The organism is Psychrobacter sp. TPE 89C (assembly GCF_055522395.1).
The window spans coordinates 33,611-52,712 of sequence record NZ_JBVFXW010000005.1; the positions used below are offsets into that span (position 1 = coordinate 33,611).

The 19,102-nt window shown below is 43.8% G+C and carries 15 protein-coding genes; 3 read left to right on the top strand and 12 right to left on the bottom strand.

Translation table 11 applies throughout. The annotated features are described in order from the left end of the window. Positions 1-147: 147 nt before the first annotated feature. The 4 genes from ACZW67_RS03020 to ACZW67_RS03035 form a co-directional block, all read right to left on the bottom strand. Complete coding sequence (locus tag ACZW67_RS03020; RefSeq protein ID WP_245905641.1) at positions 148-1,962, bottom strand: efflux transporter outer membrane subunit; 1,815 nt, start codon at positions 1,960-1,962, stop codon at positions 148-150. Beyond that, positions 1,959-5,207, bottom strand: coding sequence for an efflux RND transporter permease subunit (locus ACZW67_RS03025; RefSeq protein WP_465182109.1), 3,249 nt, complete (start codon positions 5,205-5,207; stop codon positions 1,959-1,961). Before ACZW67_RS03025 ends, ACZW67_RS03020 begins: the two co-directional genes overlap by 4 nt. 35 nt (positions 5,208-5,242) lie before the next feature. Next, positions 5,243-6,643: an efflux RND transporter periplasmic adaptor subunit gene (locus ACZW67_RS03030; RefSeq protein ID WP_465182110.1), complete on the bottom strand. Its 1,401-nt coding sequence runs from the start codon at positions 6,641-6,643 to the stop codon at positions 5,243-5,245. A gap of 842 nt (positions 6,644-7,485) precedes the next feature. Next, positions 7,486-8,511: a polyprenyl synthetase family protein gene (locus tag ACZW67_RS03035; RefSeq protein WP_465182111.1), complete on the bottom strand. Its 1,026-nt coding sequence runs from the start codon at positions 8,509-8,511 to the stop codon at positions 7,486-7,488. Between the two features lie 570 nt (positions 8,512-9,081). On the opposite strand from ACZW67_RS03035, the gene rplU reads away from it, so the two are divergent. From rplU to lolA, 3 genes are all read left to right on the top strand, one after another. Beyond that, complete coding sequence (gene rplU / locus ACZW67_RS03040; RefSeq protein ID WP_110922591.1) at positions 9,082-9,393, top strand: 50S ribosomal protein L21; 312 nt, start codon at positions 9,082-9,084, stop codon at positions 9,391-9,393. 91 nt (positions 9,394-9,484) lie between these two features. Next, the gene (gene rpmA / locus ACZW67_RS03045; RefSeq protein ID WP_021813611.1) at positions 9,485-9,742 is read left to right on the top strand and encodes a 50S ribosomal protein L27; all 258 of its coding nucleotides are present in this window, start codon (positions 9,485-9,487) and stop codon (positions 9,740-9,742) included. Positions 9,743-10,132: 390 nt separating this feature from the next. Beyond that, positions 10,133-10,816, top strand: a complete 684-nt coding sequence (gene lolA / locus ACZW67_RS03050) for an outer membrane lipoprotein periplasmic chaperone LolA (protein WP_110922592.1) — start codon at positions 10,133-10,135, stop codon at positions 10,814-10,816. A 130-nt stretch (positions 10,817-10,946) separates the two neighbouring features. Here the strand turns inward: lolA and scpB are convergent, their stop codons facing one another. The 8 genes from scpB to mrdA form a co-directional block, all read right to left on the bottom strand. Next, a complete protein-coding gene (gene scpB, locus ACZW67_RS03055) occupies positions 10,947-11,546 on the bottom strand; it encodes an SMC-Scp complex subunit ScpB (protein ID WP_465182141.1) in 600 nt (199 codons plus the stop codon). A 216-nt stretch (positions 11,547-11,762) separates the two neighbouring features. Then, entirely contained in the window at positions 11,763-12,602 is an 840-nt protein-coding gene (locus ACZW67_RS03060) for a segregation and condensation protein A (RefSeq protein WP_465182142.1), read from the bottom strand. Positions 12,603-12,630: 28 nt separating this feature from the next. Further along, positions 12,631-13,716: a tryptophan--tRNA ligase gene (locus ACZW67_RS03065; RefSeq protein WP_465182112.1), complete on the bottom strand. Its 1,086-nt coding sequence runs from the start codon at positions 13,714-13,716 to the stop codon at positions 12,631-12,633. Positions 13,717-13,840: 124 nt separating this feature from the next. Then, a complete protein-coding gene (locus ACZW67_RS03070) occupies positions 13,841-14,932 on the bottom strand; it encodes a lysophospholipid acyltransferase family protein (RefSeq protein WP_465182113.1) in 1,092 nt (363 codons plus the stop codon). A 323-nt stretch (positions 14,933-15,255) separates the two neighbouring features. After that, a complete protein-coding gene (gene rpsI, locus ACZW67_RS03075) occupies positions 15,256-15,642 on the bottom strand; it encodes a 30S ribosomal protein S9 (protein WP_110922597.1) in 387 nt (128 codons plus the stop codon). Between the two features lie 10 nt (positions 15,643-15,652). Next, a complete protein-coding gene (rplM, locus tag ACZW67_RS03080; RefSeq protein WP_010199223.1) occupies positions 15,653-16,081 on the bottom strand; it encodes a 50S ribosomal protein L13 in 429 nt (142 codons plus the stop codon). 253 nt (positions 16,082-16,334) lie between these two features. After that, on the bottom strand, positions 16,335-17,024 hold the full coding sequence (rsmD, locus tag ACZW67_RS03085; protein WP_465182114.1) for a 16S rRNA (guanine(966)-N(2))-methyltransferase RsmD: 690 nt from the start codon (positions 17,022-17,024) through the stop codon (positions 16,335-16,337). Positions 17,025-17,048: 24 nt separating this feature from the next. Continuing rightward, positions 17,049-19,028 (bottom strand): penicillin-binding protein 2, encoded by a 1,980-nt coding sequence (mrdA, locus tag ACZW67_RS03090; RefSeq protein WP_465182115.1) that lies wholly within the window; start codon positions 19,026-19,028, stop codon positions 17,049-17,051. Positions 19,029-19,102: the final 74 nt, after the last annotated feature.

A 19,102-nucleotide genomic window follows, 5' to 3' on the forward strand; every position in this document is an offset into this window, starting at 1 on the left:
TAGTCACTACCGAAAGCAAAAAGCCCCACCAAGTCGGTAGGGCTGATTGTACGTATCGACTGTCAATGTGAGGATATCGTTACGTTACAAGATGATGATTGTATGATTTAAGGCCTAACAATCTTTGTAACGTGAACTGACTCTACACTATTTTTTAATTAAGCGTGTTTCTTCAGTGATCACACCTACGGCAGTATCTTTTTTACCATCATCGTTAACATCGACAACAGCAGTAGGGATAAAGGTAGTTGTTTCTACAGGTTGTGCCTGTTTGATTGCCACGGCTTCTTGCTGAGAAGCAACACGTGCTGAACCAGCCGCATCGATAGCCTTGGTCGCTTTTGCCTTATTGGTATTGGCAGCTACATTAGCGATTTGGGCTAAATTGGTATGTTGCGGCACAGGGATAGCAGTCGGTATGTCTAGATTGGAACCACCACCAAGTACTTGATACAACTCAATCTGGCTAATGATTTTTTGTAGCTCTAAATTCAAGATACCTTGCTGAGTTGAGAACAACGAGCGCTGTGCATCGAGAACGTCTAGATAGTTAGAGATACCAGCTTTGTAGCGAGCATTGGCAATCTGATACGTCTGATCAAAGTTATCCTGCAAGCGATACTGTGCGTCGAGCTGATCACCCAATGTGGCACGTGTCGCTAGTACATCTGATACTTCACGGAATGCCGTTTGGATAGAGTTCTCGTAGCTAGTCAGCGTTTGCTCACGTTCAATCTGCGCCACATCGTAATTGGCATCCAATCGACCAGCATCAAAGATAGGCACGCTAATGCTAGGGCCAAATGACCAGCCAACCGAGCCAGTATTAAATAAGTCGTTCAAGCTACCACTACTAACACCAATGCTACTGGCTAGACTGATAGACGGGAAGTAAGACGCACGCGCCACTTCGATATTGGCACCAGCGGCTTTTAGATTGTATTCCGCTTGCAGTACATCTGGGCGATAGCGTAGCAGCTCACTAGGTAGTCCAGCACTAAATATCTGCTGGTTAGTGATGTTGGTAACAGACGCGTTCGGAATAAGATTGCTAGGTATTGGTGCACCGACTAAGTACTGCAAAGCATTACGGGCTGTTAATACACTGCTCTGAGCACTTAGCATCGCAAGATTGGCGTCTTCTAATGAGGCGCTGGCTTGCAAAGAAGCAAGCTTGTCATCGATACCAGCTTCAAAGCGCTTGGTGGTAATGAATAGCGACTCTTTACGACTTTCATAAGTTTTAGAAGCCAGTTCAAGCTGTGCTAGGCTATAACTTAAGTTAGCGTAGCTTTGAGCAATATTACTGATTAGACTGATTTGAGTGGTATCTTTTGCGGCAGTGGTGGCCAAAAAGTTCTGTAAAGCCTGATCTTTTAGGCTTGAGATTTTACCCCAAAAATCCAGCTCGTAGTTTGCCAAGCCTAGATTGACGTTGTAGCTGCTACTAGGGTTACGATCCACGCTGTTTTGAGCGCTGCGAGAGTAACCACCGCTACCATCAATCGTTGGCAAATCACTAATATCAGTGATTCGATATTGCGCCCGTGCTTTTTCGATGGCTAGGCGTGCATTCTCAAAGTCTTTATTGTTTTGAAGACCGAGCGCAATCAAACTCTTTAAACGCTCATCGCTATAGAAGTTCTGCCAGCGTTGACTGGCGATACTTGCCTGATCAGCACTACTGACAGTTTCTTTGTCATACGCGCCATAGGCTTGCTGAACCGGAATATTAGGCTCAGCAAGTACAGGACGCATATCCGCTTTTGGTATAGTGTTACAGGCAGCCATGCTTATTGCTAAAGCGGTCAGGCCTATCAGACGACTGCCATTTCTGCGGGCGCTAGATAGTGATAAAGGGGTAGAGGTCATGGGGCGCTCATCTGTCGTTGCGCACGCGCTGGCAGTAATACTGACTGCCGCGTGTGCTGAGTTTGAGGTAAAAAGTGAACGAAAACTCATTGTGTATTATCTCCTAAGTTCACAGGCTGATAACTCTTAGAGAGAGTCGGGCTTTGTGGATCACTGTTTGGTGTATGCGGCGTATTATCACCACCACCATCTCTGTCATTTGGCTTATTATTCTCATACTTATGAGGGAAGATGCTACGTATCCAAATATAGAACATTGGGATAAAGAATACACCTAATAATGTCGCACTGACGACCCCACCAACCACACTGGTACCGATCGCACTTTGACTGCCAGAGCCAGCGCCAGTGGCTAAAAATAATGGCACAACACCAAGACCAAAGGCAAGCGACGTCATAATAATTGGACGTAAACGTTGACGTGCGGCTGTCATCACGGACTCTTTGAGACTATAACCAGCTTCTTGATAGTCTCTTGCAAATTCGATAATTAGAATAGCATTCTTAGCAGACAGCCCGACTACGGTGAGCAGACCTACCTGCAAATAAACGTCGTTGGAGAAGCCACGCATCCATGTAAATACCACCGCTCCTAAAACACCAAGCGGAACGACCAATAGCACAGAGAACGGAATAGACCAGCTCTCATACAAGGCGGCTAGACATAAGAATACAACTAAGAGCGAGATTGCATATAGCAATGGAGCCTGAGCACCTGATTTTTGCTCTTCAAGTGATGTGCCTGTCCACTCATAACCGACGCCTTCCGGCAGATTGGTTATCATCGTCTCTACCGCAGCCATTGCTTCACCCGTACTGAGTCCAGCAGCAGCAGCACCCTGAATGTTCATAGAAGGGAAACTGTTGTAACGGGTCAGACGCGGAGAACCTGACTGCCATTCACTGCTAGAGAACGCATCGAATGAAATCATATCGTTATTGTCATTACGTACGTACCACTTACCAAGGTCGTCAGGGTTGGTACGACTACTCGGCTCGCCTTGTACATAAACGCTCTTAATACGACCACGGTCAACGAAGTCATTGATATAACTTGAGCCCCATGCGGTCGAGATAACGCTATTGATACTAGACATCGACAAGCCATAAGCAGCGGCCTGTTCTTGATTGACATTGACCTTGAGCTGCTGTGCATCTTCTTGACCGTTAGGACGTACACCAGAGACTTGGTCGTTTTGAGCGGCCATGCCCAACAACATATTGCGGGCTTCGAGCAGCCCTTCATGACCGACGTTTCCGGTATCCTGTAGCATCAAGTCAAAACCACTGGCATTACCAAGTTCAGTAATAGCGGGCGGTACAATCGGGAATACTTGTGCCTCATTAATCTGAGTAAAGAAATAACCCATCGCCCGGCCAGCCACAGCTTGTGCGGTATTTTCATCGCCTGTACGCTCAGCCCAATCAGTTAAGCGTACGAACGCTATACCCATGTTTTGGCCTGATCCGGCAAAACTAAAGCCGCCGATGGTAAAGACAGAAGCGACATTGTCTTTTTCTTGGGTGTGATAATATTCACTCACTTTATCCAACACATCTTGCGTTTGATCGAGTGTAGATCCAGATGGGAGCTGAACTAAGGTAAACATAATACCTTGATCTTCTTCTGGTAAAAACGAGCTAGGAATGCGTAAAAAGACCACCGTCATAATGCCGATAATAGCGGCATAGCCAATTAAATATAACCATTTACGGCCGAAACTTTTACCCACAAAGCGCTCATAAGAGATGCTTGCTTTAGAGAAACTACGGTTGAACCAACCGAAGAAACCTTTTTGAGTGGCCATACTGCTCTTGTCATGGCTCTTGCTACGTTTGAGCAAGGTCACACAAAGGGCAGGGGTAAAAATAAGGGCGACTAAGGCCGATAGTACCATGCTGGTAATCAAGGTAATGGAGAACTGACGATAGATAGCACCAGTTGAACCACTAAAGAACGCCATAGGTACGAATACTGCTGATAGAATCAGAGCAATACCAACAACAATCTTACTAATTTCACCCATCGATTGAACGGTAGCATCTTTGACAGAAATGTCAGGATCTTCTTCCATTATCCGTTCGACGTTCTCTACGACTACGATGGCATCATCGACCAGTAGTCCGATAGACAGTACCATCGCAAACATGGTCAGAACGTTGATACTAAAACCTGCGATATACAGCACACACAAGGTACCGAGAAGTACCACAGGTACCGCTAGGGTCGGGATAATTGTTGCGCGCCAGTTCTGTAAGAAAATGAACATGACGATAAATACAAGCACAATAGCTTCGATGAGCGTATGTACTACTTGTTCGATAGACAATCGCACAAATGGTGTGGTGTCATAAGGAACAACCGTGGTTAGACCAGTAGGAAAGTTTTGTTCCAACTCTGCCATACGAGCGCTAAGTGCTTCGCGCGTATCAAGTGCGTTAGCGCCACCTGCCAATGATATACCCATACCAGCGGCTTCTTGACCGTCAAATAATGAGTTAACACTGTAGTCTTGACTACCAATCTCAACATCTGCCACATCGCTTAAGCGTACTTGCGCGCCTGAGGCATCCGTTTTCAGTAGTATGTTTCTAAACTCATCAGGCGTCTGTAAGTAGCTTTGTACCGTTACAGTGGCGTTGATAACCTGTTGCTCAGTGTCAGCGGGCGCTTGAGCTAACTGACCTGCAGAGACTTGCGCGTTTTGTGCACTGACGGCAGTAATGACATCAGAAGGCATCAAGTTATAGCTACGTAAGCGTGCAGGGTCTAGCCAGATACGCATCGCGTAGGTAGAACCAAACACACGAACTTCACCAACGCCCTCGACACGGCTGATCTGATCAACGACGTTTGAGTTAATGTAATCGGCGATATCACTACGATCCATACTGCCATCTTCAGAGATGAATGCTTGCACCATCAAAAAGCTGCTAGAGGATTTGTTGACCGTGACACCTTGACGCTGAACGGATTCAGGTAGTGAGCTTGTTGCCGCTTGAAGCTTGTTCTGTACCTGTACCTGAGCGGTATCAGAGTCAGTACCAGTCTCAAAGGTGAGCGTCACTGATGCACTACCGTTTGACGAGCTGGTTGATGACATATACATCAAACCATCAAGACCTTTCATTTTTTGTTCAATGATCTGAACCACTGAGTCTTCGACGGTTTGCGCACTGGCACCAGGGTAATTTGTGCTAACTGTAACAGTCGGCGGTGCAATACGTGGGTACTGTTCGATCGGTAGATTAATGACCGATATCACCCCGATGAGCATGACTAAAATAGCCAATACCCATGCAAAAATAGGGCGATTAATAAAAAAACGTGACATAGTATATCCCTAAGTCTTCCTATCTTTGAATGGAATTAGTTAGCTGCATCTTCCGCAGGTTTCTTGACCGTGTTGCTCTCAGCAGGTTTCTTAGTTTCTGTTGCTGCTTGCTGTGGTGTTTTGGCCGAAGCACTAGCAGGCGCGCTATTTCCAGTTGATGCTGGTGTAGCGTTTTCTACAGGTTTGGCAACGACTTCTTGATCAGGCTTAACTTTTGAGCCACCTATGACGACCAGTTTTTCACCTTCTTTGAGACCGTCAGTTACTACCCAATTACCGTTATAAGTACCATTCACTGTGACAGGGCGTACTTTGATTTTATTGCTTTCATCAACGATATAAACCTGAGTCTCACCTTTGACAGAGCGTGTGACCGCACTTTGTGGTACCAGTACCGCATTGTTGATCACACTTTGGGTCAAGCGTGCGCTGACATACATACCTGGTAGTAGAATACTGTCACTATTTGGGAAGATTGCACGTAAGGTGACAGCACCAGTTGACTCATCAACCTTTGCTTCAGACAGGGCCAGTTCGCCACTGACAGGATAAACTGTACCATCTTCTAATACCAACTCAACGGTATTCAAGCCCGCTTGAGCCTTGCCAGCAGAAATCTGTTGACGCAGTTTAAGTAGCTCGGATGAAGACTGGCTGATATCGACATAAATAGGATCTAGGCGTGAGACAGTCACTAGTGGATCAGCTTGACTTGCGCTAACCAACGCACCAGCAGTAAAGCTTGAGCGATCGCTACGGCCTGATATTGGGGCACGTACTATAGTGCGGTTTAGATCTAATGAGCTGGCTTGCAAACCCGCTTTGGCGCTTTCAATACCAGCTTTTGCGCTTTCAATACCTGCTTTTGCTTGACCAATAGAAGCATTGGCACTTTGTACAGCAGCTTGAGCCGTGCGAACAGTGGTTACCGCTTGTTCATATTGTTGTTTAGAGATGGCATTGATTTCGACCAATCCGCTCAAGCGCTGCAAGTCGTTTTGAGCTTGAGACAGTGTGGCTTGTTGGCTAACCAGATCAGCTTGTGCATTGACACTATTGGCCACTGCTGTCTGATAGTTGGCCTCTGCCTGTTGTACGGCTGCTCGACCACTCGTCACAGAAGACGCATAGTTGTCTGTATTAATACGATAAAGTGGTTGACCTTTTTTGACTGTACTTCCCTCACGGAACAGTATTTCGTCAATGACGCCATTAACCTGTGGGCGGACATCTGCAGTCTGATAGGCTGAGGTGCGACCAGAAAAGGTTTGTACTTGTGGTACGGTTTCAAAGGTTACGGTCTGTACGTTGACGACGGAGGGTGGCATTTGCTGCTGTGCGGCATCCCCAGCGGCATCTTCGTTACTGTCACAGCCCACCAGTACAGCTCCAGATAGTACAGCTGCTATTACAAGCGCAAGATAAGAGTGCTTCATCAATGTCCTCGTCAATAATATAATTGCGGTATAAATAAAAGAGTAATAATCATTAGTAGCGTTCGAGATATTGTTATTTGTTCTATAGTCATTCCACTATAAAAGTATGACAGCGTTAACCTCGCTTGAAGTATCATATATACATCTACGCTCGGTTGCCTTGTATTACTTTTAAATTGAATCGACTGTATGACAATCAATGCTAAGCGTTATGAATAATATACATAGGCGTTATAATATTGATTGTTTAATAAATATAAAGATGGCTATTGGTACTAAATATATAATTAAATAGTTAGATTTAGCCAATAAACATAGTCCGCTATTATAAACTAAAGGGTTAACCCCACAGTCAAGCTAATAAAAACAGTTATTCTGAAAAAGAAAGCCACATTTGTTCTCATGAACTGTACAAACATTGAAAGGGTAAGCATCACAAGAGATAACGTTTACCAAAGCGTAACGTTGTGACAGCGCAATATAGTGTTGTTTTTTTGTTATATAGTCTATTTTTATATACATATCTGAGATTGTGCTTAAGAAATGTTGCGCAGACAGCAAAAATATGGTTTTAGCAATACCTAAAAACATCTTTAACCTGAGCGAAGGTGCATGGTGTATCAATCAAAGCCTCTTGATCAAACATTATCCGACCGTCAAAACAATCCTTAAACGATTATAGTACTGCGAGGATTTATAAAACTTAAAGAAAGGTAACGATTCAGCTAACATACCGGTTCTTAAAATTGTGAATTGTTAGCTTTTCATGCATTAGTCACTAAAAATGCTACTCAAAAAGGAGCCGTCTTAATCAATCAATAATAAAGACGACTCACATTTAATTATACTAATCGTGCGCTAGCAAGTTCAGTCAATTGATATAAGCCTGTGCGATAGCGGTTATCAGGTAGAGTGCTTAGGGCGTCTTGAGCCAGTTTGGTTTCTTCCAACGCGCGCTGTTTGCAATAGTCTAGAGCGCCTGAACGACGTACCAAGTCAATAAGTTGTTCAGCGTTTGGTGTCTTGCCTGTCTGCACAGCAATACGTAGCTGCTCATAGCCTTCAGTGTCGCTGTGTTTTAGCAGCTCAAGCGCTTTAATGGTTGGTAGCGTAGGTTTGCCTTCAGCAAGATCATCGCCTAGGTTTTTGCCCATCACTTCACTATCGCCACTATAGTCGAGCACATCATCGATAATCTGAAAGGCATTGCCAAAGTGCTGACCAAAATCACCCAATGCTTGCATATATTCTGTCTTGTCTTGCAAGATAGCCGCCCCTTGAGTGGCCATCATAAACAGACGCGAGGTTTTGCCATCGATAATGCGCAAATAGTCTTCTTCTGTGGCGGCAGGGTTATGCTGATGCTGTAACTGCAAGACTTCACCTTCAGCAATATCACAAGTCCCATCTGAGAACACTTGCAACAATGGTAAGCTTTGAAAGCCGACCAACAGATTGAAGGCACGGGCAATCAGATAGTCACCGACCAGTACGGCTGTGGCGTTATCCCATGTAGCATTGGCGGTTGGCTTGCCGCGACGCTGACCTGACTCATCAATGACATCATCATGAACGAGCGTAGCGGTGTGCAGCATCTCGGTGATTGCTGCTAAATGCATGGCTTTTTCTGATGGATTGTCATTGAACATGCGTGCACACAACAACGTAATCAGCGGGCGCATACGTTTACCGCCAGCATTAATCACATGTTGCGAGACGCTCATTACCAATTGAACTTTGGAATTAAGACTACCGAATACTTGCTTGTCCATGATTTCAAAATCATCAGCCACGATACTTTGGATATCAGCATAGTTAGGTGTTGATTGAGTCATTGAATCTGTATTATTTGAAGGGGTACTGGTCATAATAAATAGTCATATTAATAAGAGTAGAAAGAGTTTTTAGCCTTGATGCCTTTTAACCTTAAGCCTATAGCAGGTAAGGCGTTTTTCTATAATAGCATAGCTCTGTCTCTAAATTGTTGGTTAAAGTATTTAGAGAGCAGCGCGATTATCTTGTATACCACACCTATTGTAGGTAGTTATTGGCATACAACATTCAAATCAATTTAAATGATAACTATGTAAATCTAGCTATCTCTGTTGTGTTTTTATAGGCAGGCATGAGTGATAAAGGGCTATAAGTAACTGATTATATAAGTTATAATAACGGCTGTTAGGCATAAACTGCTATTCATTATTTTTATGCAGGCTGTTTTTTATTGAGTAGTATCTTAGATACGTTCACAATCAACAGCTTATATAGTGATAACGGATACGGTTATTAGTGTAACCACCTTACAAAAACAAGATGCACGGCTTGCTTTTATGAGCAAAAAGCCGTAAAATCTTGCCTTTAATTTTTCCCTGTCGTGTTCGTCGTAAAAGCGTTGGTATAACATCAGCCACGGCACACGGGTTAAACGGAGTCATACAATGTACGCAGTAATCAAAACTGGTGGTAAACAGCACCGTGTAGTCGTCGATGAATTGCTTAAAGTTGAACTACTAAAAGCAGAAAAAGGCGAAACAATCAAATTTGAAGACGTATTGATGGTTGTTGACGGCGATAACGTCAAAATCGGTCAACCTGTCGTTGAAGGCGCTAGCGTAGAAGTTGAAGTTGTTGAGCATGGTCGCGGCGAAAAAATCCGTATCATCAAACACAACCGTCGTAAGCATTATCACAAAGAACAAGGTCACCGCCAATGGTACACCTTGTTAAAAATCAAAGCCATTAATGCCTAATTACCCATTTAGCAATTATTGCTAAACAGTGCACTAAATGCTTAAGAGTTATCGCATCAGCGGTAAGTCAAATTAACAAGGAGATTTTCTCATGGCACATAAAAAAGCTGCCGGTTCGAGCCGTAACGGTCGTGATTCAAACCCAAAAATGCTAGGCGTAAAAATCTTTGGTGGCCAAGCTATCACAGCTGGTAACATCATCGTTCGTCAACGTGGTACAGAATTCCACGCAGGCGAAGGCGTTGGCATGGGTCGTGACCATACTTTATTTGCACTGAATGACGGTGTTGTAAAGTTTGCGACCAAAGGCAAATTTAACCGTCGTTATGTGACGGTTGAAAACGCATAATTATCTATTTAAGTCATTTTATTCTTTGAGTAAAATGATTGGATAATTAAAAAAGCTCCTATTGCCTTATGGTAGTAGGGGCTTTTTTTACGTGTATTCATTCTTGTTGAAGCTTGTCAGAAGTAGTGAAAAATAATAAGAAAAACGGCTCATACTATTTAATAGTGTATAACCAATGCGGTTACAAGCGTGTATGGCAGCCGTAGTAATGATTGCAAATCATGACTAGGCGCGCAATAAAAAAACTGGCACACTGTTGTCATTGTTTATAGACACCAGTTTTATATTGGTCAGATAAGCACTTATAGAAAACAAAAAATTTAATGAGATGTTTTACTTTTAAGCGACTATTTTTTAAAAGCTACTAGGCTTTTTTAGAGAGGATTTATAATGACTTTATCAATGAACAAATCAATCAAACAAAAAATGATGAACGGTGCTCTAGCGGGTGTATTAATGACATCACTTGGCGTGGCAGCTCCTATGATTGCGATGACTCAATCGGCAACGGCAGCACCTGCAGATAACTTAACTGCTGCTAAGCGTTTGAACACGCTTTTGACCAACACTAAGAGTATGACGGCTAACTTTACCCAAACGACTAAAGGGGCAAATAGTGGTACGTTCAGTGGCTCTATGAGCGTTCAACGTCCAAACAATTTCCGCTGGGAAACGAAGTCACCATCACAGCAGATAATTGTAGCCAATGGTAGCTCAATGTGGGTTTATGACAAAGACTTGGAGCAAGCGACCAAGCAAAACGTCGATAGCCAAGTGGGTAACACCCCAGCACTATTGCTATCAGGTGATCCGAGCAAAATTGATCAGAACTTCAAAATCACTCAGCCATATTCTAATAAAAACTACTATGTACTCTATCCAAAATCAGATAGTGCTAGCTTTAAGAGCTTATCAATGAGCTTTAGCGGTGGTAAGCCAGTGATGATGGTACTAAATGATAGCCTTGGCCAGACCACATCGATTAAGTTCAGTAATATCAAACTTAATCCAAGCATCAGTAGCAGTCAGTTCAAATTCACACCACCAGCAGGTGTTGATGTTATCAATCAGTAAAAATCAATCACGACGTTATAGTTAGTGATTCAATAAAAAAGGACAAATCTTAAATGATTTGTCCTTTTTTGTGGCAGTGAGTAAGGTTGTATTGTTGCAACGATATTGTGCGTTGAGTATATTCAAAGATTTAAGACATTGCTTTGATAGCATTCATATCTGGCATCAGTGGTAATGCATCTAAATCACTCAATCCAAAGGCATCTAAAAACTGTGGTGTGGTGTGTAGCAATGCAGGACGACCTAACGTATCTTTATAACCGTCTTCCTTGACCCAACCTTTATCAAAGAGCTGCCTAAGTATGTTGCTTGATAGCGTCACACCGCGTACATACTCTATGTCACTACGGGTGACGGGTTGTTTGTAAGCAATGACACTTAGCGTCTCTAGTAACGCTTGGCTGAGGCGCTCCTGACGTTGTGGGAAAACGGTCTGAATGAGGGCGCTATAGCTATCTGCAATTTGCAGTCGATAGCCACTAGCGGTCTCGTGTAAGCTAAGTACGCCCGTGTCCAATCGTGTTTGTAATAATGCGAGCGCTTGTTTTAGCTCTTTGGTAGACAAATTCAGATGCTTCTTTAATACATTGGCAGTTAGAGGCGTTTCTGAAGCATGTAACAGTACTTCGATATCTTTACTGATACTTTCAAATCTTTGCCGTTCCTCATCAGGTAGTGATGAGCGTCCGGCTGCTGATATCGATTGTTGTGTCTGATCGTTTAGTGCCATGTCGTTTGGTGTTATGTAATTTGGTACTGTGTCATTTAGTGTTATGTCGTCAATATCTACCATCGAGAGTACGCTCTTTTATAAGTATTGTATTTTTAATATAGGGCAGGTTAAATATAGTTGGTTCAATAGCATCTAAATACAAGGAAAGCGAGTGAAAGTACGACAAGTAGCAGACTAACACCGTATCCAGTTTACAGAGAACTGATTATACTGTTAAGCCAACCACTGCAAGGTTAATGGCCCAATGTGTGAGTCGTTTTCGGAATCATTATCAGCAGTGGGGCTGCTTGCTACATCAGCATTTACCACACCGACTAACTGCCGTTTTATCAGCTCTAATACCGCGACGAAACTGACCACCACACCTATCTTGCCTTGTGCTTTATCCAGTAGCTCATAAAACGAGCGAGCACCATCCGTGCTCAGCTGCCGACTAATACTGGCAATGCGATCGGCAAGTGGTACTGCATCGACTTTGATGGTATGCATTTGATAGTCTGGTTGTAGCTGCATTTTAAATAAGCTATCAATCAGCAAGGTAGGTGAATAGCTCGGCAATTCAGCACTCATAACGTCTTGGCTAGGCATACTGACCATTGCCAAAAACACATCGCGCTCAAGACGAACCAGATTGTCTAGGCGCTGACTGGCTACCTTAATTTGAGCGTAGGCTTCAAGACGTTCAATCAACTCTGCCTTTGGGTCGCGCTCATCGGTAGGTGCTTCTGGTTTGGGCAGTAATAGCTCTGTTTTGATGGCGATCAACGTCGATGCCATCAGTAGATAGTCACCTGCCAATTCAAAATGCTCAGTATCTAACTCACCAATGTATGCCAAATACTGCTCAGTGATGGGCAGTATTGGCATCTGGGTCAGATCAACATTGTTCTTTTTGACCAAATACAACAGAAAATCCAATGGTCCAGCAAACTGCTCTAGCCAAATGGCAAAGGCTTGCGGTGGCACGTATAAATCTTCTGGCAAATGTTGTACTGGCGTCTGATAAATACGCAACGACATATCATGAGCGTTGGTAGAGGATACTGGTATCATTTCTGTTACATGGTCTGTCTTCAATGGATTACTTAAGCTTGGCAAGTGGACGAATACCAATGGCACGGCGAGTCTTGTCTAGTTGCTTACGGCTATGACGACGTGCCTTTTCTGCGCCCATTTGCAAGATTTCTTCAAGCTCTTTCGGATTGGCCATCAGTTCTTGATAACGCTTGCGGAATGGGGCGATTTCGTCATTTATTTTTTCAAACAAGGCTTTTTTTGCATCTCCCCAACCAATACCAGCTGCAAACTTCTCACGCATGTCAGCAATTTCTTCAGGCGTCGCAAAAGCTTTATAAATCTCAAAAATAGCAGAGTCGTCAGGATCTTTTGGCTCCTCAGGCAGCTGCGAGTTGGTGACGATTTTCATGATGGCTTTATGCATCTGTTTTTCGGCGCTGACTTGCGGATTAGCATCACCGAACAGAGGAATGGTGTTGCCATAGCTCTTACTCATCTTACGGCCATCAAGACCCGTCAATAACGGTATGTCGTCATCGACGACAGCTGACGGTAGTGTAAAGAGGGTTTTGTAACGATGATTGAATGTACCAGCAATATCACGTGCCATTTCAATATGCTGTACTTGATCGCGGCCAACAGGTACATGAGTAGCATTGAACATCAATATATCAGCTGCCATGAGCACAGGATAGCCGAACAGCCCCATGTTGATACCTTGATCAGGATCGACGTCTTCTTTGTCCATATTGATATCGACCGCCGCTTTGTAAGCGTGAGCACGGTTCATCAGACCTTTGGCACATGAGCAGTTCAATACCCAAGCCAGCTCTGGAATTTCAGGCACGTCTGACTGACGATAGAAGGTCACACGCTCTGGGTCTAGACCACAGGCAATCCAAGTCGCGGCAATGGCTTTGGTTGACTCATGAATGATAGCAGGATCGTAACAACCAATAATGCCATGGTAATCTGCCAAAAAGAAAAATGCTTCATCGTCACTGTTTTGAATAGCTTGGATGGCTGGACGAATCGCACCAACGTAGTTACCCAAATGTAGAGTGCCAGTCGGTTTAATACCAGTCAATACGCGCTTTACAGCTGGTGCTTCGGTAGAGGTTTGGTTGTTAGATGTACTATTACTAGTCATAGGAAATCCGTTATTTCGTTTATCAAATTATTATAAATGTGTTGTTATTTATGAGTCGATCATAGTAAAAATATTGACCACAAAGTATAACAAACTTTTCGACTATTTTTCTTTGGAATGATGCCTACTTATAGATATCGGTACGACCGTTTGGCCCGTGTTTAAAGCGCCGATGAAACCACATCCATTGGGTAGGATCGATACGAATGAGTCCTTCTAAGACCTCATTAACCTGAGTGGCGTCAGCAACTTCATCATTACTTGGATAGTTACTTAACTCAGGCGTAATCGTCAGGTGATAATGCGGACGTTTTCCCCTTGGTAAATTGTCCGGCGTTTGACGATAAGTATGTAGCGCCATTAGTGCGGGTGGATGTGTCTTGTCGCCCAATTTAGCCATACGTCGTGAGGCAGTAATAGTGGCCGCTGGTACACCGAAAAATGGTGCCATCACACCTTGTTTAAGACCATAGTCTTGATCAGGCGAGTACCAAATAACATGTTTTTCCTTGATAGAGCTGACAAAACTACGCATGTCTCTGCTCGCTATTTGCTTACCAAGAATGGTACTGCGCCCATTATAAACAAACCAATCTAACAGGGCATTGTTCTGAGGTCGATACATACCATCCATTGGAAAAAACTGCGTACATAACATACCACCTAGATCAAGCATCGTATAGTGGGCACCGAGTAAGATAACAGGGCGCCCTTCATTTTGTGCGTTAACTAGATGCTGTAAGCCTGAGATAGAAACCGTGCGAGTAAAGACATTGGGGCGGAACCACGCACATAGGGTTTCAAATACCCCAATACCCTGATTGACGAAGACTTGCTTGGCCATCAGTTCACGTTCAACTTCTGGCTTTTCTGGAAAGGCTAGCTTGAGGTTAATCAGGGTATCCCGCCTGCGTGAGCCTGCTATTTTATAGAGCAAAACACCCAGTTTACGACCTAGCCAAAACTGATAGCGCAATGGTAAGTAAATCAGTGGCAACACCAAAGCGAGCAATAACCAGATACCCCAGTACTTAGGCGATAAAAACTGCCATTGAAAGGGTTTCTTATCGGCTTGCGCTGTACGCTTATGAGTTTGCTTAATCGTTGGCGTACCAGCAGGGAGTGCTGGTGACTTAGCCGACGGCTGTATGCTCGGTGAGGGCATACTGTCTTTTGAAGGTGGTTTACTGGGATCGTATTGTTCAGGCGCTTTCATAATATCCTTTTGCAGCACTTTTATGGCATCGGGTTATAGCATCTTATAGCATTGTCGCTATTGATGAAAAGTTATTATGATAATGGGGTAGTAGCTACGGGTTTACAAGTTGGTTTTTTGGCAAAGTAACTCTATAAAAATGCTATGAATCGGCGTATCTGTAAAATATTTAAGATAAAGTTCTATCTAATCAATAGTCATAAAAAAACCTTACAAGCTGCGAACAGCTTGTAAGGTTTTGCAAATCTACTCTTTTATTTAATGCGAGTACTGTTGCTCTGAGATAAAGACAACAGTCGCAAAAGCATAAGAGATAGCTTTGATTAACGTTTCGAGAATTGTGGACGTTTACGTGCTTTACGTAGACCCAATTTCTTACGTTCAACTTGACGTGAGTCACGAGTAACAAAGCCAGCTGCTTTTAGAGCAGGTTTCAAAGCTTCGTCAGCTTCGATTAGCGCACGAGTGATGCCGTGGCGGATTGCGCCAGCTTGACCACTAATACCGCCGCCTGCAACAGTTACATATAAGTCATATGCGTTAGCAGAGTCTAATAGCTCTAATGGCTGACGTACAACCATGCGTGAAGTTTCACGGCTAAAATATTCGTCAAGTGGCTTGCCGTTAACAACAATGCTACCAGTACCTTTTGATAAAAAGACACGAGCAGTAGAAGTCTTACGACGACCAGTTCCGTAATTGCGTTCCATAAGTGTATCCTTAGATGTCTAGTGCTTTAGGTTGCTGTGCTTCATGTGGATGTTCAGTACCCGCATATAGTTTCAGCTTCTTGATCATCGCATAGCCAAGAGGGCCTTTTGGAAGCATACCCTTAACTGCTTTGTGTAGAACATCTTCAGGCTTATGTGCAAGCAATTTACTGAAGTTAGTTTCTTTGATACCACCTGGGTAGCCACTGTGACGATAGTATTTTTTATCTTGCGCTTTTTTACCCGTTACCGTGATTTTGTCAGCATTGATGACAACAATAAAGTCACCAGTATCAACGTGCGGCGTAAAAGAAGGCTTATGCTTGCCACGTAAGCGAGTAGCAATTTGAGTGGCTAAGCGACCAAGGGTTTTGCCGTCAGCATCTACGACATACCAGTCATGGGTCACTTCAGCTGGTTTTGCACTAAGTGTTTTCATGATAAAACCTTAAAATTAGAATTCGTTGAGAGTTTAGCTGGGAACGGGGCTCTCAAAAAACAGACTGCACATTATAAGCAGTAGAGCCTACGCTTGCAAGCTGCATTAGGGTTTATTTTTGCCTTATATACATTTAACTGCAGCGTTTGGCCAGTTTTAAGCGGTTTTAGACATTTTTAGTGGGTATTAAATGATTTCTCAAACAAGACAAATTACATAACCGTCAATGTTACGTTTGGTAATCACCGTGCAATTATGACGATGATAGCCGATAAAGTCCAGCGACAACTTGTCCAACTTTGGTTTGTTTCAAGCCTTCAAAAGCCACGACCTTTAGGACTGTCTGCTCTTGAGCGGCTAAATTGTTATTCAAATTATTTGCCAATTGCTGCAGTTGACTCTCTAAATCTTTGTCAGCTTCCAAATAAATGAGCGTGTCAGTATCGATTAACGACTGAATAATCAGGGCTGTCAAAATTGGCTGCCACAGATCCTGAGCATAAGGCGGGTCAATGAACACAATATCAAAAGTTTGCGGGACGACTTGCTGCTGTATTAAGACTTTCTCTGCTGTGCCAGTGATGATTTTATGACTGTCAGCATCAATGCGTAGCTGTAAAGCGCTTTGGCGTAGCATATCGCTTTGCGCATTATTTATTTCAATGAAAGTGCAATGTGCAGCGCCACGAGATAGTGCCTCAAAGCCTAGCACGCCACTCCCTGCACAGCTATCTAACACATAAGCCCCATGAATATCAGCCAGTAGCCAATTGAACAATGTCTCGCGCAGGCGGTCAGGCGTTGGTCGTAAACCCTCCGCATCGATAAAACTCACAGTGCGTCGTTTGAATTGACCACCAATGATACGCACATCGCCACCAATAGTAGCCTTTTTTGCTTTGTGATTTTTCCTAGTATCACGGCTGCTCATAGATTTTTTCATTATGTTTTCTCGCTGGCCGTCTTTTTATTCAGGTGTTGCTGCTTCTGTTACAGTTTCAGTTTGTTCTTTTAGAGCCTGCTCTTCTTTATCACGTATGGCATCACGCAGTGCTTTATCAAATGCCTTTTGACGTTTGATGGCCTTTAACTCATCAGCTGTTGGCGGCAATATAGGGTTACTTTTGCGTTGTAATACCCAATAGTCAAACAGCGCACGTCCTATCGGTGCAGCGACTTTACTACCGCCACCACCATTTTCGACCAATACGGCAAGCGCAATCTGAGGGTCTTCTACTGGCGCAAAACCATTGAACCAAGCATGATCCCAGTAGCGTTTGTCTATGGCGGATTTGTCATAACGTTTACCTTGTGCAATCGACTTTACCTGCGCGGTACCCGTTTTACCTGCAATGCGATAGCGTGGGGTGTAGATGCCGCGCCCAGTACCACTTTTGATCGTGGCTTCCATAGCGTCATGCATGCGTAACCAGTCAGAGGGCTTGCCATTGTAGTCAATTTTACCATCTGGTTTGGTGATAACTTTGACCTCTGCTGCACCATCGCTATTTTTTAATAAGTGCGGCGTAATATGATAGCCCTTATTCGCCGTCATGGCTGTGGCGTTGGCAACTTGTAGAGGGGTGGCTAGAAAATACCCTTGACCGATACTGACTGAAATGGTTTCACCTGGTAACCAACGTCTATCATAAGTGTCTTTTTTCCATTTTGGTGATGGCATGATGCCTGCTCTTTCATTAGGCAAATCAATGCCTGTTTGCTGACCAAACCCAAAGCGTGTCATCCAATCGTGTAGGCGCTGAATACCCATTTCATAGGCCAGTTTGTAGTAATACGTATCCACCGACATCATGATTGATTTTTTGAGATCTACTGACCCGTGGCCACCGCGCTTCCAGTCGCGGAATCGATGTGAGTCTCCCGGTAGGCTAAAATAACCGGGGTCATAAATAGTGGTTTCCCAATTACGCAAGCCATAATGGATACCGCCCAGCCCTTCAAAGGGCTTAATAGTCGAAGCAGGTGGGTACATACCTTGTAACGCACGATTGTACAATGGCTGATCAAGGTCATCGCGCAAATCACCGTAGTCTCTAAAGGAGATACCCGAGATAAAAGGGTTGGGGTCATAGCTTGGGTTACTGACAAAAGCCAATACGTCGCCATTTTTTGGATCGATTGCGACAATCGCGCCGCGACGGCCATCTAGCTGCTGTTGGGCGATCGTTTGTAAGCCATAGTCCAAGCTCAACGTAATATCGTTACCTGCTACAGGCGGCTTGGTATCTAATTGACGGACGATATTGCCAAGGGCATCCGTTTCAACTGATTGATAGCCCGGCTGTCCGAGTAAAATATCTTCATAGTAATCTTCGATGCCAATCTTGCCGATGAGGTCAGTACCAGCGTAGCGCTCTTTATCAATGCGTTTGCTTTCTTTGTCATTGATACGACCGACATAGCCAATAACGTGTGCAAATAGCTTGTCATAAGGGTAAGAGCGCGTTAGCTTACTCTGAATGCTGACACCACGAAAAAAGGGCTTACGTTCACTAAACTGTGCCAGTTGTGCATCAGTCACGTCGATTTTGATCGTGATAGGGTCATTTTTGCTTTTGCTCAGGCGCGCCAAAATATCAGTGATGTCTTTTTCTGTCAGATCAAAAATAGGCGCGAGTAGCTGTAATGTACGCTCTGGATTTTCGACTTCATTAGGGCTCAACATCGCCGTAAATACGGGTTGATTGTCCGCGAGTATGACCCCGTTACGATCGTAAATATAGCCGCGGCTAGGCGGTGCTGATATCAGCTTGATTCGATTGTTATCAGCTTGTGTGGTGTACTTGTCATGGGCGTAGACTTGTAGGTAGCCATAACGCATTATTAGGCCACCTAAGCCAATGAATATTAAAAACCCAAAGACAATGATACGGTTGGTAAAAATTCGATTGACCTGATCGGTGTTGGGAGTTATCGGTTTATTCATATAAAGTCAGAGCCCAAACGGTCAGTAAGTCAATTAAAGAGAAATAAGATAGGCGGGATCGTTAACCAAGGTGC

What these genes read in the sequence shown, in the direction of transcription:
- ACZW67_RS03035 (WP_465182111.1), bottom strand. Translation starts at nt 8,511, where the DNA reads ATGACCAGTACCCCTTCAAATAATACAGATTCAATGACTCAATCAACA.
- rpmA (WP_021813611.1), top strand. Translation starts at nt 9,485, where the DNA reads ATGGCACATAAAAAAGCTGCCGGTTCGAGCCGTAACGGTCGTGATTCA.
- ACZW67_RS03030 (WP_465182110.1), bottom strand. Translation starts at nt 6,643, where the DNA reads ATGAAGCACTCTTATCTTGCGCTTGTAATAGCAGCTGTACTATCTGGA.
- ACZW67_RS03020 (WP_245905641.1), bottom strand. Translation starts at nt 1,962, where the DNA reads ATGAGTTTTCGTTCACTTTTTACCTCAAACTCAGCACACGCGGCAGTC.
- lolA (WP_110922592.1), top strand. Translation starts at nt 10,133, where the DNA reads ATGACTTTATCAATGAACAAATCAATCAAACAAAAAATGATGAACGGT.
- rplM (WP_010199223.1), bottom strand. Translation starts at nt 16,081, where the DNA reads ATGAAAACACTTAGTGCAAAACCAGCTGAAGTGACCCATGACTGGTAT.
- scpB (WP_465182141.1), bottom strand. Translation starts at nt 11,546, where the DNA reads ATGGCACTAAACGATCAGACACAACAATCGATATCAGCAGCCGGACGC.
- rsmD (WP_465182114.1), bottom strand. Translation starts at nt 17,024, where the DNA reads ATGAAAAAATCTATGAGCAGCCGTGATACTAGGAAAAATCACAAAGCA.
- ACZW67_RS03065 (WP_465182112.1), bottom strand. Translation starts at nt 13,716, where the DNA reads ATGACTAGTAATAGTACATCTAACAACCAAACCTCTACCGAAGCACCA.
- rplU (WP_110922591.1), top strand. Translation starts at nt 9,082, where the DNA reads ATGTACGCAGTAATCAAAACTGGTGGTAAACAGCACCGTGTAGTCGTC.
- rpsI (WP_110922597.1), bottom strand. Translation starts at nt 15,642, where the DNA reads ATGGAACGCAATTACGGAACTGGTCGTCGTAAGACTTCTACTGCTCGT.
- mrdA (WP_465182115.1), bottom strand. Translation starts at nt 19,028, where the DNA reads ATGAATAAACCGATAACTCCCAACACCGATCAGGTCAATCGAATTTTT.
- ACZW67_RS03060 (WP_465182142.1), bottom strand. Translation starts at nt 12,602, where the DNA reads ATGATACCAGTATCCTCTACCAACGCTCATGATATGTCGTTGCGTATT.
- ACZW67_RS03025 (WP_465182109.1), bottom strand. Translation starts at nt 5,207, where the DNA reads ATGTCACGTTTTTTTATTAATCGCCCTATTTTTGCATGGGTATTGGCT.
- ACZW67_RS03070 (WP_465182113.1), bottom strand. Translation starts at nt 14,932, where the DNA reads ATGAAAGCGCCTGAACAATACGATCCCAGTAAACCACCTTCAAAAGAC.